Origin of the sequence: Streptomyces sp. NPDC002032, assembly GCF_042890765.1 — a bacterium.
Lineage (GTDB): Bacteria > Actinomycetota > Actinomycetes > Streptomycetales > Streptomycetaceae > Streptomyces.
In genome coordinates this window covers 1-23,042 of the sequence record NZ_JBIASM010000026.1, presented here as the reverse complement: position 1 = coordinate 23,042, position 23,042 = coordinate 1, and the positions used below count along the sequence as shown (strand labels likewise).

Below are 23,042 nucleotides of genomic sequence, written 5' to 3'. Positions count from 1 at the left end.
CGACGTGCTGCTTGGTTGCTTCGGGGAGGGCAATGTGGCGGATACCGCCATGTCCGGTGCGGGATCTACAGGGGGCGACGACCCCCTCCAGCGGGCGATATGGCGACTGCGCTCGCGCGGCTGTTGGACCGACGCGGCGGCCCTGCTGACACCCCACGCGCACACCGCCGCCGCGGCGGTGCAGCGCACCGCGCTGCTGGTGGAACGGTGTCTGTTCACCGGCCAGGGCTGGGCCGAGGCGGAGGACGCCTTGCGGGTGGCCGAGGCCGTGGCCCGCGACGACGACGAGCGGGGCGCGGCCGCCTGCGAGCGCGGCCAGCTGGCCTACGCCTCCACCGTGCTGGGCGTACGGGACCGCGCCGACGAGGCCCGCTCGGCGCTCGGCAGGGCGGCCGCCCTGCTGGCGCCCGGATCGCGGGCCCGGCCGCTGCTGGACTTCCGCCGGGGCCTGGTCGCCGAGCACCTGGCGGACGCCCCGCAGGCGGCCCGCCCGGCGTACCACCGGGCCCACGCCGGGGCGGAGGCGCACGGGGACGTCCTGCTGCTGTCGTTCACCTGGCGGCACCTGGCCGCCCTGGCCCTGCGCGACGGCGAGGTGGCGGAGGCCCGCAAGGGCTTCGCGGAGTCGCTGCGCATCCGGGAGGACCTGGGCTTCCTGGTGGGCACGGCGCCCGCGCTGGCGGCGCTGGCGGAGGCCGAGCCCGAGCCGGAGGCCACCCGGCTGCGGGCGGAGGCCCGGCGCCTGTTCCACCTGCTGGGCGGCATCCCCACCTGGCTGGCCGACCAGCTCGCCCCGGCTCCCGCGTAACGCCGCCGGGGCGGGGCCGCGGGCTCAGGCGCCCGCGAAGTGTGCGCGTACGAGGGATTCCACCACCGGGAGGTCCCGGGCGATCAGGGCCTCCAGGAGGGCCGCGTGCTCGGCCGCGTCGGCGACGAGGTCGGCGCGGCGCGCGCGGGGGGCGCCCGGCAGGGGCCACTGGGCGCGCCGGTGGAGCTCCTCCGCGGTCCGCACCAGCTGGCCGTTGCCGGCCAGGCGGAGCACCTCGCGGTGGAAGGCCCGGTCGGCGTCCGCGTAGCGGGGCAGATCCCCGGCGGCGGCCGCTTCGGCGGTGGCCCGGGCCGCCGGCCGCAGGGCCTCCCAGGTGGCGGCGGGGACGGTGCGGGCCAGCCGGAGCATCACCGGCACCTCGATCAGCGCCCGTACCTCGGCCAGCTCGGCCAGCGCCCGGGGGGTGCGGGAGAGCACCCGGAAGCCCCGGTTGGGCAGGCACTCCACCGCGCCTTCCAGCGCGAGCTGCTGCATGGCCTCGCGCACGGGGGTCGCGGAGACCCCGAACCGCTCGCCCAGGGCCGGACCGGAGTAGATCTCCCCGGGAACCAGGTCCCCGTCGACGAGGGCGGCGCGCAGCGCGTCCAGCACCTGTCCGCGCACCGAATGGCGCAGCACCTTCTGTGCCGGTATCAGCGGCTTCGCCGGGGCCGTTTCGGCCTGCGGCTGCTCGGACACCGGGGTGTGGGCCGCTTCGTACACTCGGTCCTCCTCCAGGTCTCGACCGGTACCGAGGATAGGTGACGCTCCGGACGGTCCCGTGGAGACGAGGGGGTGAGGGGGTGAGGGTGACGGAACGGCGATGATCTGGATAAGGTAAGGCTTACCTTTCATTGATCTACGGATGCGGTGGTCCGCCATGACCGGCCCGGCTCTCGACACTCTCGCCGTCCCGCCCCCGCGCGCACCCGCCCCGGCCGGCTCTCCGGTGGCGGCGGCGTACGGGCGCCTGACGGCCGCCTACCCCGGACTGCGGATCGAAGAGCTCCGCGCGGACGACCCCCGCCCCCGCGGTGCGGGCTGGGTCGGCGCGGACGAGCTCGCGGCGGGCGGCGCGGCCCTGGACGCCCACCTCGCCTGGGACGAGGCGCAGGTGCTGCGCGACTACGGCCGTGCGGCGCGGCCCGACGTGCTGGCCGGCTTCGGCCTGCACCGGTACGCCTGGCCCGCCTGCCTGCTGATCACCGTCCCCTGGTTCCTGGCGCGCCGGGTGCCCCGCCTGCCGGTGGACGCGGTGTCCTTCCAGCGGACCTCGGGCCGGATGGCCGTACGCGTCACCGAGTTCGCCTGCCTGCCGGACGACCCGGCGGCCTCCCTCCCCGGGGCGCGGGTCGTCCCCGGCGAGGAGGCGCTGCGCGAGGAGGTGCGGGCTGCGGTGGCCCAGCACCTCGGACCGCTGCTGGAAGGTTTCGGCCCGCGGCTGCGGCGCGGCCCGCGGGCCCGGTGGGCCCTGGCCACCGACGAGGTCGTCGAGGGCCTCTGGTACCTCGGGAGCCTGCTCGGCGAGGAGCGGCGGGCCGTGCGCGAGCTGGACCTGCTACTGCCGGGCACGACCGCCCCGTACACCGGCGGTGCGGGATTCCGCACCCTCGACGGGCCCGCCACTGCGGAGCTGACGACCCGTGACCGGGCCGGCTGCTGCTTCTTCTACACGATCCGGCCGCAGGACACCTGCACGACCTGCCCACGCACCTGCGACACGGACCGGGTCGCCCGGCTCACGGCGGCGGCCGCCGCAGCCTGAACCCACCCGCAGGGGTGAAGTCGATTCGAACTCAACCCCGTTGATACGGGCGCCAGTTCGAGCGACAACACCCTATCCGACGGGCCGCGCCCCCCGATGGCGTCCACTTGCCCGGAAACCCGCGTGCACACCTGACCGGCTGCGCCACTATGGCGCCCGGAAAGCCGCATACGCGAGGCAAGGGACACCGCATGAGACTGACCGACATATCGCTGGACTGGCTGCTGCCCGGCAGCCTGCTGATCCTGGGCGTACTTGCGGCAGTGGCGGTGCTGGCCCGTGGCAAGCGGGAGAGCGAGAAGGCCGCGGCCGACGACAGCTGGGAACGCAGCGAGGAACGCAGGCGGCGCAAGGAGGCCGTCTACGGAACCGCTTCGTACGTCCTGCTCTTCTGCTGCGCGGCGGTGGCCGCCGCGCTCTCCTTCCACGGCCTGGTCGGCTTCGGCCGGCAGAACCTGAACCTCTCCGGAGGCTGGGAGTACCTGGTCCCGTTCGGCCTCGACGGCGCGGCCATGTTCTGCTCGGTGCTCGCCGTCCGCGAGGCCAGTCACGGCGACGCGGCGCTCGGCTCGCGCATGCTCGTCTGGCTGTTCGCGGGCGCGGCGGCCTGGTTCAACTGGGTGCACGCCCCGCGTGGCATCGGGCACGACGGGGCCCCGCAGTTCTTCTCCGGGATGTCGCTCTCGGCGGCCGTGCTCTTCGACCGCGCCCTCAAGCAGACCCGCCGGGCGGCGCTGCGCGAACAGGGCCTGATCCCGCGGCCGTTGCCGCAGATCCGGATGGTCCGCTGGCTGCGGGCCCCCCGGGAGACCTTCGGCGCCTGGTCGCTGATGCTGCTGGAGGGCGTACGCACCCTCGACGAGGCCGTGGACGAGGTGCGCGAGGACAAGAAGGAGAAGGAGAACGACCGGCACCGCAGGCGGGAGCAACACCGCCTGGACCGCGCGCACATCAAGGCGCTGGGCCGGCAGAACAGGGCGTTCGGGCGGCCCCGGGCGCGTCAGGTCGACGCACCGGGGCTGGCCCCCGGCCCGGGCTCCGCGCCGGTCGGCGCGGAGCCGGCCATACCGGAAGCGGAACAGCTGCCCCTGCGCCGAAGGCCCTCCCTGCAAGCCGTGAACACGAACGGAAGCGAATCACCTGACCCGGCCGGCCCCAGGACGGTGGACCTCACCGCCGAGGACGACACCCAGACCATCCCCCGCCTCGACTCACTGGAGCGCAAACTGAAGGACCTCGAACAGCAGTTCGGCTGAGACCGGACCGCACACCTGCCGCAGCGGGGCGCCGGGCGCCCCGCTGTCGCACGTCCGGATTCAGGCCGGTCCCGCCGCCTCCAGTTCGAACCAGACCACCTTGCCCCGGCCGAGCGCCAGCGGGTCCACGCCCCAGGCGTCGGCCAGTGCCTGCACCAGGACCAGCCCCCGGCCGTGCGTACCGTCGTCGGCGGACGTTACGTACGGGGTGGGGCGGCGGGCGTGGTAGTCGCGGACTTCCACCCGTAAGCGGGTGGCGGCCAGCCGCACGGACACTTCCGCGCCCTGGTCGGTATGGACCAGGGCGTTGGTGACCAGCTCGGTGACCAACAGCTCGGCCACGTCGGCGGCATCGGCCCGGCAGCGGTGGCGCAGCAGCTCGCGCAGTGCCCGGCGGACCTCGCCCACCGCCTTCAGGTCGGTCCGGCGCACGCTCCGCCTGATCTCCGACGCGCCCGCCCTCACGGTCCCGTCCCCGGCGGACGGCTCGCGCTGCACCGGATTCCCTCTTCTCCACGGCTTCCCGGTATTCGCCCCCACCCGCACGGCGATGCCCCTCCCGCGTTCCCTCGTGCTCGAACAGGCCTACGGGATGCATGCCCCCCGGGGAAGTCCGCACTCCTGCGCGCTCAGGGGCGGGGCACGTTGCGGAGGTTGGATCGAGCCATCTGGATCATCCGGCCCACCCCGCCGTCCAGCACGATCTTGCTGGCGGATAGTGCGAAACCGGTCACCATGTCGGCACTGATCTTCGGCGGAATGGACAGGGCGTTGGGGTCGGTCACCACGTCCACCAGAGCGGGTCCGTCATGCCGGAAAGCGTCCTTCAAAGCCGCTGTGAGCTGCTTGGGCTTCTCGACCCGGACCCCGTAGGCGCCCGCCGCGCGGGCAATGGCGGCGAAGTCCGGGTTCCGGTTCGTCGTTCCGTACGACGGAAGGCCGGAAACCAGCATTTCCAACTCGACCATTCCGAGCGATGAGTTGTTGAAGAGGACCACTTTGACGGGCAGGTCGTACTGCACCAGGGTGAGGAAATCTCCCATCAGCATGGAGAAGCCGCCGTCACCCGACATCGACACCACTTGACGGCTCCGGTCGGTGAACTGCGCACCGATGGCCTGCGGGAGGGCGTTGGCCATGGAGCCGTGGCTGAAGGAGCCGATGATGCGCCGCTTGCCGTTCGGGGAAAGATAGCGCGCGGCCCAGACGTTGCACATGCCCGTATCGATGGTGAAGATTGCGTCTTCGTCGGCGAGTTCGTCCAGCACGGACGCCACGTATTCGGGGTGGATCGGCGTGTGCTTCTCCACCTTGCGGGTGTACGCCTTCACCACCCCCTCCAGGGCGTCGGCGTGCTTCTTCAGCATCCGGTCCAGGAAGCGGCGGTCCGTCTTCGCCCGCACCCGCGTGTTGAGGGCGCGCAGGGTCTCGCGCACGTCGCCCCAGACCGCGAGGTCCAACTGGGAGCGGCGGCCGAGGTGTTCGGGGCGGATGTCCACCTGGACGATCTTCACGTCGTCGGGCAGGAAGGCGTTGTAGGGGAAATCGGTGCCGAGCAGGATCAGCAGGTCGCACTCGTGGGTGGCCTCGTAGGCCGCTCCGTAGCCGAGCAGCCCGCTCATCCCGACGTCGTACGGATTGTCGTACTGGATCCACTCCTTGCCGCGCAGGGCGTGCCCGACGGGCGCCTTGACGCGGCCCGCGAACTCCATCACCTCCGCGTGCGCGCCGGCGGTGCCGCTGCCGCAGAAGAGGGTGACCCGCTCGGCCTCGTCGACGAGCCGGACCAGTTTGTCGATCTCCCCGTCGCCGGGCCGCACGGTGGGCCGGGAGGTGACCAGGGCGTGCTCCACCGCCTTCTCCGGGGCGGGCAGCGAGGCGATGTCCCCGGGCAGGGCGACGACGCTGACCCCGCTGCGGCCGATGGCGTGCTGGACGGCGCTCTGCAGCAGCCGGGGCATCTGCTTCGGGTTGGAGATGAGCTCGCTGTAGTGGCTGCACTCGCGGAACAGCGAGTCGGGGTGCGTCTCCTGGAAGTAGGCCAGGCCGATCTCGCTGGAGGGGATGTGGGAGGCGAGCGCGAGGACGGGGGCCATCGAGCGCTGGGCGTCGTACAGGCCGTTGATCAGGTGCAGGTTGCCGGGGCCGCAGGAACCCGCGCAGGCGGCGAGGCGCCCGGTGATCTGGGCCTCGGCGCCCGCCGCGAAGGCGGCCGTCTCCTCGTGGCGGACCTGGATCCAGTCGATGCCGTCGGTACGGCGGATCGCGTCGACGACCGGGTTCAGGCTGTCGCCCACGACCCCGTACATGCGCCGCACTCCGGCGCGCACGAGGATGTCGACGAACTGCTCCGCGACGTTCTGCTTGGCCATGGGGGGTCGCCCCTTCCGCTGCTCGGTGCTCCGTCCCCGGACACCATCCACGCACGTACCGTGCCGTTACGCCTCCCAGACCGCGGCCGCCGTGCGGTCGTCGGCGTAGCCCTTGAGGCGGAGCTGGGTGTCCGCGAGGAAAGCGGCGAGGCCCGGCGGGCCGCCCTGCGACCAGCGGGCGGCCAGCTCGTCCGGGAGCAGGGCCTCCTCGCGCATCGGCTCGGCGAGGCCGCCGGAACAGAGCAGCAGGGTATCGCCCGGCCGGGCGACGGAGGCCCGGAAGCGGAACCCGCCGACGCCGGCCTCGTCGGGCTCCAGGTCCTGCCAGCGGCCCGCGCGCAGCCGGAAGAGGCCGCCCGCGCCCGCCCCGAAGCACACCCGGTTGGCGCAGGCGGGGTCCAGGGGCAGCAGCAGTCCGCGCAGCCCGGCGGTGTACGCCTCCTCGGCGAGCCCGAGCTCGGTGGCGCGGGCCCGCAGGCGGCCGTAGCCCCGGTCGGTGAGACGCTGGAGCCCGGAGAGCAGGGCCTCGCGGCGGCCCGTCCGGATGTCGTCGGCCAGCCGCTCCCGGCTGCGGCCGACGGCCGCGGCGACGGAATGGCCCAGCTCTGCGGCGGCTTCCCGGGCGCCGGGGGCGGACCGGTCGCCGCCGGCCAGCACCACGAGGAGCAGGCCGTCGTCGGCGCCGCCGAAGCGGGCGGTGAGCAGGAAGTCCCGGCGGGCCTCGCCCCGGAACCGGGCGGAGTCCCCGCGCAGGGAGGCGGCGCGCAGGGTGTAGCCGCCGTAGCGGGCGCCCTCCAGGACGGTGTCGGGGGTCAGGAAGTCCAGCGCGGCCGGATCGGCGGGGGGCAGCGCGGTGGGCTCGGGGGCGTAGGTGGGGGCCCGGTCGCCGAGGTGGCGGACCGCGGGCCGCGGGTCGTGCGGGGCCGGGGGGCCGTCGGGCGGGGCAGTCCCCCACCGGGCCTCCTCGACCGGCGGCACGGCCACGTCACCCCGCGCGTACCCGGTCACCCCGGCCAGCCGCGGATCCACGGCCCCGCCCCCGGCGCCCGGCGGCCCGGACGGAACCGGCGGAACGGCCCCCTCGGACACCCCGGTCGGCCCCGGAGGAACACCCACGCCGGGCGGGACGGAAGGAGCCGGGGGAACGGCCGCACCGGGCGGGGCCGGAGGAGTCGGGGGCACAGCCGCGCCCGGTGGTGCCGGGGGGATGTGCGGGGGCGGCTGGGGCGGAGGGACAGGGGTGTTCCGCGCGGGTGGGGCGGGTTCCGCCCCCGGGGTGGGAGGCCGGCCGGCGCCCGTCGGCACACCGGGGGCGGGCGGGACGGATCCGGAAGCCCCCGGACCCACCCCGTCGGCCCCCGCCACGGCGGGCGGCCCGGGCTCGGCGCGCCCGGGGTGGGACGGCCGGGCCCCCGAGCGCGGGTCGGCGGGCGGCCCGGGCGGTGGGGCGGGGTACCGGCCCTCATCCGCTGCGGAGCCGGAGGCCGGGGGCGTACCGGCTCCGCCGGGAGGCGGCGGAGGCCCCTCAGGGGCCACGCGGGCGTGCGGGACGAAGCCGGGTGGGGCAGCCCCCGGCGCCCCGGAGCCGCCCACGCCCCTCGGCGCCGGAGCCGGCTCCGGCTCCGGCTCCGGCGGAGCCGAACCGGAACCCTCGGGGGCCCGCGGAGCCGGCTGCGGCGGGGCCGGGGCGCCCGGGGTGGTGGTCAGGAGGGAGGCCGAGCGGAAGCGTTGGTCCAGGGTGTCTCCCGGGTCAGGTTCGGGGACCGCGTCCGGGTCCTCGTAGAGCTTCTGCCACCAGTCCTGCGCGCCCTGCTGACTCATGCCCACATTGTCGGCCCCACCGGGCCCCGGAAAACCCGGAACGCGCGAAAAGGGCCCACCGGGCCGCCGCCCGGTGGACCCCTTCCGCATAACCCGTACGGACTAGCGGACTTCGTACGCCCGCTCGACCGTCTGGGTGACCGTGGCGCCGTTCGCGTCGGTCAGTTCGACCTTCAGCGAAACCGGCTTGCCGGAGGCTCCGGCGTGGTTGACGACGGCGGTCCACCGGCCGCCGGCGCGGTTCACCGCGGCCTGCGTCCAGTGCTCCCCGTCGTACGAGTACGACAGCTTCGCGGCCGTGAGCGCGCCCGGCGCGTACCCGGCGTGCCCGGTGGCGCTCAGCCCGATCCGCTGCCCGTCCGCCGCCGCCACCGTCTTCAGGCCGTCCAACGGGGCCTCGTAGCGGGGAAAGAGGAGGGGCAGGCCCTGCGAGTACGCCGAGGCGTCGAGCTTCGAGGTGAAGCCCCACTGCGTCCGCACCGCGCTGGACCGCTGCCAGGTGCGGGCCGGGGCCCCGATCTTCGCGATGCTCTGGACCAGCTCGTAGCGGCCCTCCCCCGCCGGGACCTCGAACACCCCGGACGGGTACCCGCTCTCGCCGATGACCTCGCCGTCCCGCTTGAGCTGGAGCCCGCCGATGTCACCGAAGGACCCCGGCTGCGCGGAGTGCGAACCGTCCCCCCACATCGCGGGGGCGAAGCCCATCAGGTTGCCCTGGCGTTCGGCCGCCAGCGTCTCCTTGCCCGCGGCGTCGCGCGGGGCCACCGGTCCGGTCACCCCGTCGTACCAGACGGCCGTGGTCCGGGCGCCCTTGGCGTAGGTCCGCTGCGCGCCCGTCATGAACTCGCCCCAGGGGAAGCTGCTGGAGAGCGTCTGGTCCCAGGCGGTGTCCCCCGCCGTGTAGTACTCGGTCCGCCTGCCCGGCACGGCGACCGTCTCGATCGACCCGAAGGAGACGGCGCTGCCGATGGGCCGGTAGGCGCCGGCCAGGTCGACGAAGTCGGCGGCCACGCCCATGGAGTGGTACGAGGCTTCGACCTGCCCGAGGTCGCGGTCGCGCACCCGGTACGCGTGGCCGCCCCGGACCTGCCCCTGCTCGGGGAAGGCGAGGGAGTACGCGTACGGGCTCTTCGCGGCGCCCTTCCATTCCAGGGTGACCTTCCCGGCGGCGAGGCGGCCCAGCAGGGCCTTGCCCTCGGCGGACTCCACGCCCAGGACGGGCAGCGCGCCGCCCGCGAAGCCGGTGGAGGGCACCCAGCGGCCGGGGGCCTCGCGGTAGCCGAGCACGGCGGTGGCGCCGGCCGCTTTGGCGTCCTCGGCGACGGTGTTCAGGCCGCCGTCCTCGGTCCTGACCAGGACGACCGCCCCCTTGGCCCCGGCCGCGGCCAGTTCCCGCGGGGTGCCGGTGCCCGCGTCGACGAGCGGGGCACTGCCGTGGCCGTCGAGGTTGTCGCTGCCGGTGGAGGCGGTGACGGGGTGCAGCGCGGGGCCGCCCTTCGTCTTCAGCTCGGAGAGCACGGGCGCGCCCGCCCGCCAGTAGCTGCCGAACTCGAACGAGCCGTCCTCGGCCCGGCCCGCCACGTCGGCGTAGTAGCCGCGGATGGTGCGGCCGCCCATGGCCGTGCCGGCGTGCAGCCAGACGCCGCCCCAGCTGCGGGCGAAGGCGAGGGTGGTGCTGCGGGCCTCGACCGGCTGGTCGGCGGCGATGGTCAGGCGTCCGGCCGCGCGGGCGTCGAGGACGACGGTGGTGTCCTTCTTCACCTCGGTCTGCGGGCGGCCGAGGTAGGTCAGGGAGTCCGTCATCGTCGCGCCCTCACCGGCGTCGGGGGTGCCGACGAAGGCGGAGAGGAAGTACGCGCCGGGGCGCACCCGGTAGACCTGGTCGACGGAGCCGTCGTTGAAGCGGCGTTCCCCGGAGGCGTCGTCGGTGCCGATGACGTCGAGGGAGGAGGGTCCGGCGGCGGGCTTGCCCGCGCGGTCGATCAGCTTGACGCGCAGGGTGACGGTCTCGGGCTCGACGTACAGCGAGAACGGCGTGGAGACGCGCACGCCGTCGGCGGTGGCGATGACCCGGCCCGTGACGTCCCCGTACTGCGCCCGTTCCAGCTTCGCGGCCGGATCGAGGGCGAGGGGCACCTTGACGGTGGCCCCGGCGGGGACGGTGACCGTGTCGCGCTCCAGGCGGGCGGTCCGGCCGCGCACGGCGGAGCCGTCGTTGCCGGTGACCTTGCCGAGGGACAGCTTCAGCGTGACGGGCCCGGACCCGGTGTTGGTGTACGGGACTTCGGCGCGGGTGCGGTCGCTGCGGTCCTGCGGCCAGTGGTACGCGCCGCCCTGGACGGCCGGGGCCCCGGTGACGGTGGTGTCGACGGCGGCCTTGACGTCGAGGCGGCCCGCGCCGGTCTCCCGTACGTCGCCGGGGACGGCGCTGTTCGCGGAGCCGACGAGGGCGGCCTTGACCTGCTGCCCGGTCCAGTCGGGGTGGCGCTGCTTGACGACGGCGGCGGCCCCGGCGACGTGCGGGGTGGCCATCGAGGTGCCGGACATGGACTGGTACGCGTACACCCCGCGGCCGCCCATGTTCGCGGCGGAGATGCCGACGCCGGGGGCGGCGATCTCGGGCTTGAGGGTGTGCTGGGGTCCGGCGGGGCCGCGGCTGGAGAAGACGGCGGTGGTGTCGTCGCGGTCGACGGCGCCGACGGTCAGCACGCTGGGCGCGCAGCCGGGCGAGGAGACGGTGTTGTTGCCCGGCCCGGAGTTGCCGGCGGCGACGACGAACAGCGGTCCCTGCTGGGAGAGTCGTTCGGCGGCGGCGGCCAGCGGGTCGTCACAGGCGGTCCGGGAGGGGTCCCCGAGGCTCATGGACACGACGTCGGCCTTGGACTCGACGGCCCATTCCATACCGGCGATGATCCACGAGTCGAGGCCGTAGCCCTGGTCGTTGAGGACCTTGCCGCTGAGCAGCCTGGTGCCGGGGGCGACGCCCTTCTTGGCGCCGCCGCTCGCGGCGCCCGAGCCCCCGACGGTGGAGATGGTGTGGGTGCCGTGGCCCTGGCGGTCGGCGTCGGTGTCGGAGTCGGTGAAGTTCTTCGAGGCGTCGACGCGGCCCTTGAGGTCGGGGTGGTCGAGGTCGGTGCCGGTGTCGAGGACGGCGACCTTGGTGCCGGCGCCGTCGAAGCCGGCGGCCCAGGCGGCGGGGGCGTTCACCTGCTTGGTGGAGCGTTCCAGGTTGGCCCGGACCTTGCCGTCGAGCCACAGCTTCTTCAGCCCGCCCGCGGCCCGCGAGCGGCTGCCCGCGAAGGCGTCGGCCCAGAAGTCGGCGGCCTTCTCCTTGTCGGCGGTCAGGGCGACGGCGCCGATGGAGCCGAGGACGAGGGAGCGTTCGGCGCCGCGCGGGGCGGGCGGGGTGCTGCGGGCGACGTTCACCGAGCCGTCGTAGACCGCGATGAGCGGGAGCTTCCCGGCGTGGGCGTCGTCGTAGCCCTGGCGGATGAGGCCGGTGACGTTGAAGAGCTGCGGGTCCACGGTGCCGGCGGCGAGCGCCCCGGCCGCGCTCTCGGGATAGACGTAGAGGTCCTGGCCGCTCTGGCGGGTCTGTACGACGGGCTGCGCGCCGTTCCCTCGGGGCATCGCGGTGGCGGTGGTGCGGCCGGAGGCGTCGGTGGAGACCAGGATCCGGTCGCCGGTGACGAGGGTGACGGTGACGGGCGCGGCCGGCTGCCGGCCGGCCTCCGCGCTGCCGACCAGTGGTCTCTTGCCCGGTGCTCCGTCGGCCGGCTGTGCCGCGGACGGGCCGACGGCCGTGACGGCGAGGGCGGCCGCTGTGGCCGCCCCGAGTGCCGTGCGCGATATCGGGCGCATCGCTCTCCCCAGGTGAATTCCGGCCAATGGTCCGTTTACAGGGCATGACGGCCCCGCAACTGGTCCATGACCGGCGGATGTTGGTGCTGCGGTGGCGTCACCTTGGCAGAGCGGCGGGGGGTGCGGAGATGATGTCCGAGGCGGGTTTGCGCCGTGGCCGCTTCCCGCCAGGAACGGCGTCGAGAATGGGGTGGACGGGTTGCTGGGTGCGATAGGCCTGGACGAGGGTCAGGAGTCGGCGTACCGCGCGCTGGTGGCTTTGGGGGCGGCGGAGGTACCGGACCTCGCGCACCGGCTCACGCTGCCGGTGCCGCAGACGGAACGGGCCCTGCGGCACCTGGAGCGGCACGGGCTCGCGGCGCAGTCCTCGGCCCGGCCCGGGCGCTGGGTCGCCGCCCCGCCCGGGGTCGCGCTGGGGGCCCTGCTCACCCAGCAGCGGCACGAGCTGGAGCAGGCGGAGCTGGCGGCGGCGCTGCTGGCGCAGGAGTACCGGGCGGAGGCCGCCGAGCCGGCCGTGCACGACCTGGTGGAGGTGGTGACGGGGGCCAGCGCGGTCGCGCACCGCTTCCACCAGCTCCAGCTCGGCGCCACGGAGGAGGTCTGCGCGCTGGTCACCGGCCGGCCGCAGGTGGTCACCGGGATGGAGAACGAGGCCGAGGAACGGGCGGCGGTGCGCGGGGTCGCCTACCGGGTGGTGATCGAACGGGAGGTCCTCACCCGGCCGAGCGGGATCCGGGAGGCCTCGACGGCGCTGGCGCGGGGGGAAGGCGTCCGGGTGACGGCCGAGGTCCCCACCAAGCTGGTGATCGCCGACCGGTCCCTGGCGATGGTCCCCCTCACGGCCCGCGGGGCGGAACCGGCGGCGCTCGTCGTGCACGCCTCGGGCCTGCTGGAGTCGCTGCGCGGCCTGTTCGAGGCGGTGTGGCGGGAGTCCCTGCCGCTGCGGCTGGGCTCGACGGGCTACGCCGAGGAGGGGGACGGCGGCCCGGACACCATCGACCTGGAGATCCTCTCCCTGCTGCTGGCGGGGATGACGGACGCGAGCGTGGCCAAGCACCTGGAGCTGGGGCTGCGGACGGTGCAGCGGCGGGTGAAGGGGCTGATGGAACTGTCCGGGGTGACGACCCGGCTCCAGCTCGGCTGGCACGCGTACGAGCGGGGCTGGGTGGCCCGATAGTCCCCGGTCGGTCACGCTGGGCAGATGGATCTGCCTCAGCTGCTCCTGGTGGGGCTGGTGCTGCTGCTCGGGGTGGTCGGGGTGCTGGTTCCGGGCGTGCCGGGGACGTGGCTGGTCTGGGCGGGGGTGCTGTGGTGGGCGCTGCACCAGCGGTCGGGCCCGGCGTGGGTGCTGCTGGTCGCGGCGACAGGGCTGCTGCTGGTGGTGCAGGTGGTGAAGTGGCTGTTGCCGCCGCGGCGGCTGCGCGGGATCGGGGCGGGCCGGCGGATGGCGGTGTACGCGGGCGGGGGCGCGGTGCTGGGCTTCGTGCTGCTGCCGGTCCTCGGGGCGGTGCCGGGGTTCGTGGGCGGCGTCTACCTGTGCGAACGCCGCCGGCTGGGCACGCACGGCGAGGCGTGGTCCTCGGTCCGCACGGTGATGCGGGCCGTGGGCACGAGCGTCCTGGTCGAACTCCTCGCCTGCCTGACGGTGGCGGCGGCGTGGCTGGGGGTCGTGCTGTCGGGGCCGTAGGGGACGGGGACGGGACGGCGTCGGGGGGCGGGGTCGGGGGGCGGGGTCGGGGACGGGGTGGGGTGCCGTCCGGGATAGGCATGATTTATGGCGCCCTGTCCGGGTCGGTCCTGGCAGCCGGCACCGCGCGCCAACAAATCACGTTTTACATCCCGGACGACACCCCACCCCGTCCCCGACCCCGCCAGTGTGCTGTTCCGTCCCGCCGTGGGCCCGGCCCCGCCGTCGTGTTGTTCCGTCCCGCCGTGGGCGCGGGCACGGCGTCGTGTTGTTCCGTCCCGCCGTGGGCCCGGCCCCCGTCGTTCCGGGGCGCGGTGCCCCACCACCCCGCCGGGTCGCGGGGTGGTGGGGGCCGGGCTAGGGGCGGCCGCCTCGTTTGGCCTCGTAGTTCGCCCGGCCCTGGGCCGACTTGACGCGCCAGTCGCGGCGGATCTCCGCGCGCAGCCGCGCGTCCGTCTTGGCCACGATCCGCTGGTTCTCCCGCAGCAGCTTGCGGTAGCTCTCCAGGCGGCGGTCCGGGAGGGTGCCCGCTTCGACCGCCGCCAGCACCGCGCAGCCCGGCTCCGCCTCGTGCGCGCAGTCGTGGAAGCGGCAGCGGGCCGCGTACTCCTCGATCTCCGAGAAGACCTGGCCGACCCCCGCCTCCGCGTCGAAGAGGCCGACCCCGCGCAGTCCGGGGGTGTCGATCAGGACTCCCCCGCCGGGCAGGGCCAGGAGGTTACGGGTGGTGGTGGTGTGACGGCCCTTGCCGTCGGTGTCGCGGGTCTCCTGGACGTCCATGACGTCCGACCCGAGCAGCGCGTTCGCCAGCGTGGACTTTCCGGCGCCGGAGATTCCGAGCAGCACGCTCGTTCCGCCGCCGACGACCGCGGCGAGCACGTCGGTGCCCTCCCCCGTGTGGGAGGAGACGGTGAGCACCTGGACGCCGGGCGCGGTGGTCTCCACGTCCTGGACCAGGTGGGCCAGTACGGCCGGGTCCGCGACCAGGTCGGCCTTGGTCAGGACGACGAGGGGCAGCGCCCCCGACTCCCAGGCCAGCGCGAGGAACCGCTCGATGCGGCCGAGGTCGAGCTCGACGGCGAGCGAGACCGCGATGATCGCGTGGTCGACGTTGGCGGCCAGGATCTGCCCCTCCGAGCGCTGGGAGGAGGTGGACCGTACGAAGGCGGTCCGGCGCGGCAGGTACGCCCTGGCGTAGCGGGGGTTTCCGCCGGCGTCGACGGCGGCCCAGTCGCCGGTGCAGATGACGCGGAGGGGGTCGTGCGGGGTGACGAAGGCGGTGTCGGCGCGGACCAGGCCGTCCGCGGTCATGACGTCGCACTGCCCGCGGTCCACCCGGACGACGCGGCCCGGGAGGAGTCCCCGGTCGGCGTACGGGGCGAACTCCGCGGCCCATGCTTCGTCCCAGCCGAAGGAGGCCAGGGCGTGCGGCGGGGAGGAGGGAGAGGAGAAAGACAAGGGGGACCCTTCGGAGGGTGGCCCCGGCGGCGCGCGCACGGCGGCGCGCGCGGAAGTGGGTGTCAGCCGGAGGCCACGGGGGTGGCAACGATGATGAGCTCCTGAATGCGGGCCGTGCCCGTCTCCGTGACAGTCATCAATGTCCTCACCTCCTGATTCCTCTGTGATCTCGACTCGGGAACCGTAGCGGGCCGTCCCGGGCCCCCGCCACCGATTTGTTCCGGCCGCTTTCCGCCGTGCGTTTCGGGCCGCGGGCTCAGTGCTTGCGCAGCCGGGACGTGTAGTCCTCCGGGGGCAGGAACTTCGACCAGCGCTCGGGGAACTCCGACGGCATCCCGGCGTCCTCGTCGTCCTCGGACTCGCCCTCGGCCAGCGCCCGCCAGGCGGCGGCCCGGGCCACCAGCCGGGCGGCCTCGGCCTCGCGGACGCGTTCGTTCGCCTCGCGCGCCGCGGCCGTGGCCACCGACGGCCAGACCCGGTCGATGGCGGCGTTGACGGCCGCGCCGACGAGCACGGCGAAGGCCGAGATGCCGATCCACAGCAGGATCGCGACGGGCGCGGCGAGGGAGCCGTAGATCGTCGGCCCCTCCACGGTGTTGGTGAGGTAGATCCGCAGCAGGAACGAGCCGAGGACCCACATCGCGAGGGCCACCAGCGCACCCGGCACGTCCTCGATCCACGGCGAGCGGACGGGGACGGACACGTGGTACAGGGTGGTCAGGAAGGCGATGGAGAGCAGGGTGACCGTGGGCCAGTACATCACCGCGATCACCTCGGTGCTCCAGGGCACGAGCCGGACCACCGCGTCGGGGCCGACGACCATCAGCGGCAGCACGATCGCGCCGATCAGCAGGGCGACCACGTAGAGGAGGAAGGCGAGCAGCCGGGTCTTGACGATGCCCCGCTGTCCGTCGAGGCCGTACATCACGGTGATGGTGTCGATGAAGACGTTGACGGCGCGCGAGCCCGACCACAGGGCGAAGGCGAAGCCGAGGGAGATCAGGTCGGGCCGGCCGCGGCTGGTGACGTCGTCGAGCATGGGTTTGGCGATGTCGTTGACGCCCCGGTCGGACAGGACCGTGCCGACCGCGCGCAGGATGTTCTCCTCGATGCTCTGCACGGACTGGGTGTCCGTCCAGCCGTCCACGTAGCCGAGGAGGCCCAGCAGGCCGAGGAAGAGCGGCGGCAGGGAGAGCAGGGTGAAGAAGGCCGCCTCGGCCGCGAGCCCGAGGATGCGGTACTCGATGCACGAGTTGACGGTGTCTTTGAGCAGCAGCCAGGCCATCTCGCGCTTGGAGACGTTGCGGTAGAGGGCGCGGGCCCGGTGGAGCCGTCCTGGGATCCGCTCGGGTGTTTCTTTTGCTGGCTGCACGTCCTTACGGTATCCGCATGGCAGCCACCACCCACACAGTAAGCAATCAGGCCCCGCCGCTCGTGGGTCACGAGGTCTACCTCGGCGACCGGGCCCTCACGGAGGGCGTCGAGCGCCACCTCGCCGACGCGTCCCCCGAACTCCGCGACGGCATAAGGGAGGAGCTCACCGCACTGGGCCGGGCAGCGGGCTCCGCGCAGGCCCAGGAGTGGGGCCGGCAGGCGAACGAGAACCCGCCGGTCCTGCGCACGCACGACCGGTACGGGAACCGGATCGACGAGGTCGAGTTCCATCCGGCGTGGCACCGTCTGCTGGGGCACGCGGTGACCTCCGGGCTCACCGACGCCTGGGGGCGCCCGGCGGGGCACCTGCGGCGCGCGGCGGGATTCTTCCTGTGGTCGCAGGCCGAGTCGGGGCACGGCTGCCCGGTCTCGATGACGCACGCCGCCGTACCGGCGCTGCGGACCGATCCGGAGCTGGCCGCGCACTGGGAGCCCCTGCTGACCTCGCACGTGTACGAGGAGGGGCTGCGGCCGCCGGGGCGCAAGGGCGGGGTGCTCTTCGGGATGGGGATGACGGAGAAGCAGGGCGGCAGCGACGTCCGGGCGAACACCACGGTGGCGGCGCCGCTGGCCGCCGACGGCGAGTACGCGCTGACGGGGCACAAGTGGTTCTGCTCGGCGCCCATGTCGGACGCCTTCCTCGTGCTGGCGCAGGCGCCCGGCGGGCTGACCTGCTTCCTGGTGCCGCGGGTGCTGGAGGACGGGGCGCGCAACGCGTTCGCGATCCAGCGGCTGAAGGACAAGCTGGGCAACAAGTCGAACGCGTCGGCCGAGATCGAGTTCGACGGGACGACGTGGGCCCGGCGGGTGGGCGAGGAGGGCCGCGGGGTGCGGACCATCATCGAGATGGTCGCGGCGACCCGGATGGACTGCGTGATCGGTTCGGCCTCGCTGATGCGCCAGGCGCTCACGCAGGCCCTCCACCACACGGAGCACCGCTCTGCTTTCGGAGCACCGCTCATCGACCAGCCGCTGATGCGCAACGTGCTCGCCGACCTCGCCCTGGAGTCGGAGGCGGCGACCGCCCTGACCCTGCGCCTCGCGGCCGCCCAGGACGCCGCCGACCGCTCTGAAGGGCCCGCCTCGGAGCGGGAGCGGGCCTTCCTGCGCCTCGCGGTGCCCACCGCCAAGTACTGGGTGACCAAGCGCTGTACGCCGATGGTCGCCGAGGCCCTGGAGTGCCTGGGCGGCAACGGCTACGTCGAGGAGTCCGGGCTGCCCCGCCTGCTGCGCGAGTCCCCGGTCAACTCCATCTGGGAGGGCTCGGGCAACGTACAGGCCCTGGACGTGCTGCGCGCCCTCCAGCGGGAGCCGCAGGCCCTGAATGCGTTCCTCCAGGAGGTCGGGCTGGCCCGGGGCGCCGACCACCGGCTGGACGCGGCGATCAAGGACCTGCTGACCGACCTGGCCGACCTCGAAGGGATCCAGGCCCGGGCCCGGCGGGTCGTGGAGCGGATGGCGCTGGTGCTCCAGGGCTCGCTGCTCGTGCGGTGGGCGCCGCCGGAGGTGGCCGACGCGTTCTGCGCGTCGCGGCTCGGCGGGGACTGGGGCGCGGCCTTCGGCACGCTGCCGCACAGCCTGGATCTGGCATCGGTGGTGGCACGGGCGCGGATCGCGGGCTAGAGCGGTCCCCCTGGGCCGCCGTGGTCCCCAAACCACCGCGTCCCGAACCGCCCGGCGCCGGGATCCGGGCCCGTGAAGGTGGGACCGGGGGGTGGCGCCGCGCCGACTCGGCGCCACCCCGCGATCCGAGAAGCCCCGAGGAAGGAGCTGTCACGCCGCTCGGCGGCGTGCCGATAGTTTCGGTCGGGTGACCGGGGGTTGGCGAGGGTTGCATACCGTTGCAACCCTGCGACCCTTCGGTCGGGCAGGTACCCGCCGCACGTGCCCGGGGAAGGTGCACGGGTGCCGGCGCGGGGGGCCTGGGCAGTACGTCCTGTTCAGCACGGGGAGGTTCCGGTGGCCAACACCGCAGGCAGCGCGGTCGACGTGGCGCGCATCTCGGCCATGGACGCGCGGGAGGCGGCGCGTCTGCTCAAGGGGGTGCGGGCGGCGGCCCTGGCCGGAGACCGGCCCCCGGCCGCCCCGCGCCCGGAGATCGCCGAGTCCTGGCGGCGGATGCTGGCCGGCGGGGTGCACCCCGACCGGGACGCCCGCTCCCGGCTGCTGTCCGCGGCGGAGACCGAGGAGCGCCGGCAGGTGTCCCCGCTGCGGGAGGTGCTGCCCGTCCTGCGCGAGGGGCTGCTGCCCGCCCTGGACGAGGCCCTGCACATCATGGTCGTCGCCGATGCCGACGGGCGGCTGCTGTGGCGGGAGGGGCACAGCTCGATCCTGCGGAAGGCGGACCGGCTGGGTTTCGCGGTGGGGGCCGACTGGGACGAGGCGGTGGTCGGCACCAACGGGGTGGGCACGGCGCTGGTGACGCGGCGGCCGGTGCAGGTGTTCTCGGCCGAGCACTTCGTCTCCAGCCACCACGACTGGACCTGTGCGGGGGCGCCGGTGCGCGATCCGCGGGACGGGCAGCTGCTGGGCGTGGTCGACGTAAGCGGGCCGCTGGCCACGATGCACCCGGCGACCCTGGCCTGGGTCACCTCGGTGGCCCGCCTCGCCGAACGCGAGCTGCGGGTGCGCCACCTGGAGTCCCTGGAGCGGCTGCGGGCGGTCGCGGCCCCGCTGCTGGCCCGGCTGCCCGGGCGGGCCGTGGCGGTGGACCCGCACGGCTGGACGGCGGCCGTCACGGGGCTGGCCCCCGCCGACCGGATGCCGCTGCCGAAGGGGCTCGGTCCCGGGCGGCTGTGGGTCCCGCAGCTCGGGGACTGCGTGGCGGAGCCGCTGCCCGGCGGCTGGCTGCTGCGGCTGGTGGACGCCTCCGCCTCGGCCCCGCCCGCGGTCAGCCGGGTCGTGCTGGACCTGAGCCGGCCCCGGTCCTGGTCGGCGAGCGTCTACGGGGCCGCGGGCAGCTGGTCCCAGGAGCTCAGCCCGCGCCACGCGGAGCTGCTGTTCCTGCTGGCGCAGACCCGGAGCGGGCGCAGCGCCGCCGAGCTGGCCGCGGATCTCTTCGGGGACCCGACCCGTACCGTGACGGTCCGCGCCGAGATGTCCCGGGTCCGCCGGCACCTCGCCGGAGTGCTGACCCACCGGCCGTACCGGTTCGCGGAGGACGTGGAGGTGGAGCTGATCCGCCCCGAGGACCCGGCCCTGCTGCTCCCGCACTCGACCGCCCCGGCGGTGGTCCGGGCCCGCCTGGCCGGCGGGGGCGTGCGGGGCGTGTGATTCCCTGAACCGCATGAGCACCATCACCCTCACCACCTGGTCCCTCGAAATGACCTCCCCGAAGGACCTCGTCCCGGCGGCCGTCCCCGGCCCCGGCATCCGCGTGGAGCGCGCCGAGGTCCCCTCACCGGAGTTCAGCCGGTTCCTGTACGCCTCGGTGGGCGGGGACATCCACTGGACGGACCGGCTGTCGCTGACCCGCGCCCAGTGGGTGGAGCAGCTGGGGCGGCCGGGCGTGGAGACCTGGGTGGCGTACGACCGGGGCACTCCGGCCGGGTACATCGAGCTGGACCCGCAGCCCGACGGAGTGGTGGAGATCATGTACTTCGGCCTGCTGCCGGACTTCCGGGGCCGCCGGATCGGCGGGCACCTGCTGACGGTCGGCACCGAGCGCGCCTGGGACCTCGCGGACCGCTGGCCGGACCGCGAGCCGACCCGCCGGGTCTGGGTCCACACGTGCAGCCAGGACGGGCCGACGGCGATGGACAACTACCTGCGACGCGGCTTCGAGGTCTTCAAGACGGAGACGGAAGAGAAGCAGGACACCCCCACCCCCGGCCCCTGGCCCGGCGCATAACCCCCAGCTCCACCCCCTGCCCCTGCCCCAACGCCCCCGCCCAGCCCCTGGTCCGGCGCGCAGTCCCCGACCGGCCGGAATCCGCCCCTCTCGGGGCTTCCGGCCGGCCCTGCCGGACCGGGCTCCCACCTGCGCGAAAGCCGCGTTCCGGGTGACCCGCGTCACGCGATCCCAAGATTCGGGACGACTTCGTCCGCATCGTGGACAGTAGTGGACTCCTCCAATCGGCACATGACACGCTTCCGCCATGAATGGAGCTGGAATTGCCTTGGTGAGTCGGCGGCACGTCGACCTCGGCCGCCTGTCCAGCGCCATCTGTCCGGCGCGCTGACGGAACCAGCCACCGCCGCACACCGCCGTCGTCCCCGCAGCCGCGGACGCGGTGGTCACCCCGCAGTCCCCTGAAGGCCGAAACCGCCCCCAGGCACCGGCAAACCCGGTCAAAGGGCGGCAATCAGCCACACCTGCTCAGAGTCGCCAGCATGCCAGGGGTCACGCCGCCACTCCCCCTGCCCCTGCCTTGAGCCGTTGAAGAAGGACGTACCCGTCATGGCCGCCACCCCCGAAACGCCCGCAGCCGCACCCGCAGCCGCCGCGCGCCGCAAGACCGGCCGTCACCGCGGCGAGGGCCAGTGGGCCGTCGGACACCACACGCCCCTCAACGGCAACGAGCAGTTCAAGAAGGACGACGACGGTCTCAACGTGCGGACACGCATCGAGACGATCTACTCCAAGGCGGGCTTCGACTCGATCGACCCCAACGACCTGCGCGGCCGGATGCGCTGGTGGGGCCTCTACACCCAGCGCAAGCCCGGGATCGACGGCGGCAAGACCGCGATCCTGGAGCCGGAGGAGCTGGACGACAAGTACTTCATGCTGCGCGTCCGCATCGACGGCGGCCGGCTGACCACCGAGCAGCTCCGCGTCATCGGCGAGGTCTCCCAGGAGTTCGCACGCGGCACCGCGGACCTCACGGACCGCCAGAACGTGCAGTACCACTGGATCCGCATCGAGGACGTCCCCGAGATCTGGCGCCGGCTGGAGGCCGTCGGCCTCTCCACCACCGAGGCCTGCGGTGACACCCCCCGCGTGATCCTCGGTTCGCCCGTCGCCGGCATCGCCGAGGACGAGATCATCGACGGCACGCCCGCCATCGAGGAGATCTACCGCCGGATCGTCGGCAACAAGGACTTCTCGAACCTGCCCCGCAAGTTCAAGTCCGCGGTCTCCGGCTCTCCGCTGCTCGACGTGGCGCACGAGATCAACGACATCGCCTTCGTCGGCGTGGAGCACCCCGAGCACGGCCCCGGCTTCGACGTCTGGGTCGGCGGCGGCCTCTCCACCAACCCCAAGCTCGGCGTCCGCCTGGGCACCTGGGTCTCCCTGGACGAGGTCCCGGACGTCTACGAGGGCGTCATCTCGATCTTCCGCGACTACGGCTACCGGCGCCTGCGCAACCGCGCCCGCCTGAAGTTCCTCGTCGCCGACTGGGGCCCGGCCAAGTTCCGCCAGGTCCTGGAGGACGAGTACCTCCAGCGCAAGCTGACCGACGGCCCCGCGCCCGCGCAGCCCACCGGCCAGTGGCGCGACCACGTCGGCGTGCACCGGCAGCGGGACGGCAAGTTCTACGTCGGCTTCGCGCCCCGCGTCGGCCGCGTCGACGGCGCCACCCTCACCAAGATCGCCGACGTCGCCGAGCAGCACGGCTCCGGCCGCCTGCGCACGACCGCCGAGCAGAAGATGGTCGTCCTCGACATCGAGGCCGACCAGGTCGACTCGGTCGTCGCGGCCCTGGAGGCACTGGACCTGCGCGTCCAGCCGTCCCCGTTCCGCCGCGGCACGATGGCCTGCACCGGCATCGAGTTCTGCAAGCTGGCCATCGTCGAGACCAAGGCGCGCGGCGCCGCGCTGATCGACGAGCTGGAGCGCCGCCTGCCGGAGTTCTCCGAGCCGCTGACCATCAACATCAACGGCTGCCCCAACGCCTGCGCCCGCATCCAGGTGGCGGACATCGGTCTCAAGGGCCAGCTGGTCCTGGACGACGAGGGCAACCAGGTGGAGGGCTACCAGGTCCACCTGGGCGGCGCCCTCGGCCTGGAGGCCGGCTTCGGCCGCAAGGTCCGCGGCCTCAAGGTCACCTCGGCCGGTCTGCCGGACTACGTCGAGCGGGTCGTCACGCGCTTCGAGGAGCAGCGCGAGGACGGCGAGCGGTTCGCCGCCTGGGTCACCCGGGCGAAGGACGAGGACCTGTCATGAGCGAGCGCGCCGCACCCTTCTACTGCCCCTATTGCGGCGACGAGGACCTGTTCCCCAACGAAACCGGTCACGGCGCCTGGGAATGCCGTGCCTGCAACCGGGCCTTCCAGCTGAAGTACCTGGGGCTGCTGTCCCGGGGAGTTCAGTCCGACAGCGCCGGAGGGGAACGGATATGACCACCGATCAGGCAACCAGCGAGCTGAAGGACCTGGCCGAGCGGGCGGGCCGCGACCTGGAGGACGCCTCCGCACTGGAGATCCTCACCTGGGCGGCCGAGACCTTCGGCAAGAAGTTCTGTGTGACCTCTTCGATGGAGGACGCGGTGGTCGCCCACCTCGCCTCCCGCGCCTTCCCGGGTGTCGACGTGGTGTTCCTGGACACGGGTTACCACTTCGAGGAGACCATCGGGACGCGTGACGCGGTGGCGGCGGTGATGGACGTCAACGTCATCACGCTCACCCCGCGCCGGAGCGT

19 protein-coding genes are annotated in these 23,042 nt (G+C 74.0%); 12 read left to right on the top strand and 7 right to left on the bottom strand.

All coding sequences use genetic code 11. The features are described 5' to 3' along the window. The first annotated feature begins 49 nt into the window (after positions 1-49). Positions 50-808 (top strand): hypothetical protein, encoded by a 759-nt coding sequence (locus ACFYYT_RS34310; protein ID WP_351824766.1) that lies wholly within the window; start codon positions 50-52, stop codon positions 806-808. A gap of 24 nt (positions 809-832) precedes the next feature. Here the strand turns inward: ACFYYT_RS34310 and ACFYYT_RS34305 are convergent, their stop codons facing one another. Continuing rightward, positions 833-1,531 (bottom strand): GntR family transcriptional regulator, encoded by a 699-nt coding sequence (locus ACFYYT_RS34305; protein ID WP_388610453.1) that lies wholly within the window; start codon positions 1,529-1,531, stop codon positions 833-835. Positions 1,532-1,688: 157 nt separating this feature from the next. Between ACFYYT_RS34305 and ACFYYT_RS34300 the strand changes: the two genes are divergently transcribed. Continuing rightward, positions 1,689-2,573, top strand: coding sequence for a (2Fe-2S)-binding protein (locus tag ACFYYT_RS34300; RefSeq protein ID WP_351824727.1), 885 nt, complete (start codon positions 1,689-1,691; stop codon positions 2,571-2,573). Between the two features lie 191 nt (positions 2,574-2,764). Next, positions 2,765-3,829, top strand: coding sequence for a DUF2637 domain-containing protein (locus ACFYYT_RS34295; protein WP_351824730.1), 1,065 nt, complete (start codon positions 2,765-2,767; stop codon positions 3,827-3,829). Positions 3,830-3,889: 60 nt separating this feature from the next. On the opposite strand, the gene ACFYYT_RS34290 is transcribed toward ACFYYT_RS34295, so the two are convergent. The 4 genes from ACFYYT_RS34290 to ACFYYT_RS34275 form a co-directional block, all read right to left on the bottom strand. Beyond that, positions 3,890-4,327, bottom strand: a complete 438-nt coding sequence (locus ACFYYT_RS34290; RefSeq protein ID WP_388610449.1) for an ATP-binding protein — start codon at positions 4,325-4,327, stop codon at positions 3,890-3,892. 131 nt (positions 4,328-4,458) lie between these two features. Further along, positions 4,459-6,201 carry a pyruvate dehydrogenase gene (locus ACFYYT_RS34285; protein ID WP_351824735.1) on the bottom strand — a complete coding sequence of 581 codons (1,743 nt, stop codon included), beginning with the start codon at positions 6,199-6,201 and terminating at the stop codon, positions 4,459-4,461. A gap of 66 nt (positions 6,202-6,267) precedes the next feature. After that, positions 6,268-7,230: a protein phosphatase 2C domain-containing protein gene (locus ACFYYT_RS34280; protein ID WP_351824738.1), complete on the bottom strand. Its 963-nt coding sequence runs from the start codon at positions 7,228-7,230 to the stop codon at positions 6,268-6,270. A gap of 894 nt (positions 7,231-8,124) precedes the next feature. Next, positions 8,125-11,883 (bottom strand): S8 family serine peptidase, encoded by a 3,759-nt coding sequence (locus tag ACFYYT_RS34275; RefSeq protein WP_351824741.1) that lies wholly within the window; start codon positions 11,881-11,883, stop codon positions 8,125-8,127. Positions 11,884-12,082: 199 nt separating this feature from the next. On the opposite strand from ACFYYT_RS34275, the gene ACFYYT_RS34270 reads away from it, so the two are divergent. Together ACFYYT_RS34270 and ACFYYT_RS34265 are read left to right on the top strand one after the other, a co-directional pair. Further along, positions 12,083-13,060, top strand: a complete 978-nt coding sequence (locus ACFYYT_RS34270) for a helix-turn-helix domain-containing protein (RefSeq protein WP_351824772.1) — start codon at positions 12,083-12,085, stop codon at positions 13,058-13,060. 24 nt (positions 13,061-13,084) lie between these two features. Further along, positions 13,085-13,570: a DUF456 domain-containing protein gene (locus ACFYYT_RS34265; protein WP_351824743.1), complete on the top strand. Its 486-nt coding sequence runs from the start codon at positions 13,085-13,087 to the stop codon at positions 13,568-13,570. Positions 13,571-13,927: 357 nt separating this feature from the next. On the opposite strand, the gene rsgA is transcribed toward ACFYYT_RS34265, so the two are convergent. Then, on the bottom strand, positions 13,928-15,028 hold the full coding sequence (rsgA, locus tag ACFYYT_RS34260; RefSeq protein WP_351824746.1) for a ribosome small subunit-dependent GTPase A: 1,101 nt from the start codon (positions 15,026-15,028) through the stop codon (positions 13,928-13,930). A gap of 256 nt (positions 15,029-15,284) precedes the next feature. Beyond that, entirely contained in the window at positions 15,285-16,400 is a 1,116-nt protein-coding gene (locus ACFYYT_RS34255) for a YihY/virulence factor BrkB family protein (RefSeq protein ID WP_351824749.1), read from the bottom strand. A gap of 17 nt (positions 16,401-16,417) precedes the next feature. Between ACFYYT_RS34255 and ACFYYT_RS34250 the strand changes: the two genes are divergently transcribed. The 7 genes from ACFYYT_RS34250 to ACFYYT_RS34220 form a co-directional block, all read left to right on the top strand. Next, positions 16,418-18,085, top strand: coding sequence for an acyl-CoA dehydrogenase family protein (locus ACFYYT_RS34250; protein ID WP_351824752.1), 1,668 nt, complete (start codon positions 16,418-16,420; stop codon positions 18,083-18,085). 384 nt (positions 18,086-18,469) lie between these two features. After that, positions 18,470-19,735 (top strand): GAF domain-containing protein, encoded by a 1,266-nt coding sequence (locus ACFYYT_RS34245; RefSeq protein ID WP_351824775.1) that lies wholly within the window; start codon positions 18,470-18,472, stop codon positions 19,733-19,735. Positions 19,736-19,748: 13 nt separating this feature from the next. Then, positions 19,749-20,312, top strand: a complete 564-nt coding sequence (locus ACFYYT_RS34240; RefSeq protein ID WP_351824755.1) for a GNAT family N-acetyltransferase — start codon at positions 19,749-19,751, stop codon at positions 20,310-20,312. Positions 20,313-20,559: 247 nt separating this feature from the next. Continuing rightward, the gene (locus ACFYYT_RS34235; RefSeq protein ID WP_351824778.1) at positions 20,560-20,643 is read left to right on the top strand and encodes a putative leader peptide; all 84 of its coding nucleotides are present in this window, start codon (positions 20,560-20,562) and stop codon (positions 20,641-20,643) included. A gap of 218 nt (positions 20,644-20,861) precedes the next feature. After that, positions 20,862-22,568 carry a nitrite/sulfite reductase gene (locus ACFYYT_RS34230; protein ID WP_351824758.1) on the top strand — a complete coding sequence of 569 codons (1,707 nt, stop codon included), beginning with the start codon at positions 20,862-20,864 and terminating at the stop codon, positions 22,566-22,568. Continuing rightward, positions 22,565-22,744, top strand: coding sequence for a hypothetical protein (locus ACFYYT_RS34225; protein ID WP_351824761.1), 180 nt, complete (start codon positions 22,565-22,567; stop codon positions 22,742-22,744). The genes ACFYYT_RS34230 and ACFYYT_RS34225 overlap by 4 nt, the downstream gene beginning before the upstream one ends. Further along, positions 22,741-23,042, top strand: a 302-nt coding sequence (locus tag ACFYYT_RS34220; RefSeq protein ID WP_388610440.1) for a phosphoadenosine phosphosulfate reductase family protein, incomplete at its 3' end; no start/stop codon positions are given. The genes ACFYYT_RS34225 and ACFYYT_RS34220, both read left to right, overlap by 4 nt.

Bases quoted from the DNA above. Each gene is read 5' to 3' on its own strand.
- ACFYYT_RS34225 (WP_351824761.1), top strand. From the start codon at position 22,565: ATGAGCGAGCGCGCCGCACCCTTCTACTGCCCCTATTGCGGCGACGAG.
- ACFYYT_RS34285 (WP_351824735.1), bottom strand. From the start codon at position 6,201: ATGGCCAAGCAGAACGTCGCGGAGCAGTTCGTCGACATCCTCGTGCGC.
- ACFYYT_RS34250 (WP_351824752.1), top strand. From the start codon at position 16,418: ATGGCAGCCACCACCCACACAGTAAGCAATCAGGCCCCGCCGCTCGTG.
- ACFYYT_RS34265 (WP_351824743.1), top strand. From the start codon at position 13,085: ATGGATCTGCCTCAGCTGCTCCTGGTGGGGCTGGTGCTGCTGCTCGGG.
- ACFYYT_RS34300 (WP_351824727.1), top strand. From the start codon at position 1,689: ATGACCGGCCCGGCTCTCGACACTCTCGCCGTCCCGCCCCCGCGCGCA.
- ACFYYT_RS34235 (WP_351824778.1), top strand. From the start codon at position 20,560: ATGAATGGAGCTGGAATTGCCTTGGTGAGTCGGCGGCACGTCGACCTC.
- ACFYYT_RS34230 (WP_351824758.1), top strand. From the start codon at position 20,862: ATGGCCGCCACCCCCGAAACGCCCGCAGCCGCACCCGCAGCCGCCGCG.
- ACFYYT_RS34275 (WP_351824741.1), bottom strand. From the start codon at position 11,883: ATGCGCCCGATATCGCGCACGGCACTCGGGGCGGCCACAGCGGCCGCC.
- ACFYYT_RS34295 (WP_351824730.1), top strand. From the start codon at position 2,765: ATGAGACTGACCGACATATCGCTGGACTGGCTGCTGCCCGGCAGCCTG.
- ACFYYT_RS34245 (WP_351824775.1), top strand. From the start codon at position 18,470: ATGGACGCGCGGGAGGCGGCGCGTCTGCTCAAGGGGGTGCGGGCGGCG.
- ACFYYT_RS34310 (WP_351824766.1), top strand. From the start codon at position 50: ATGTCCGGTGCGGGATCTACAGGGGGCGACGACCCCCTCCAGCGGGCG.
- ACFYYT_RS34240 (WP_351824755.1), top strand. From the start codon at position 19,749: ATGAGCACCATCACCCTCACCACCTGGTCCCTCGAAATGACCTCCCCG.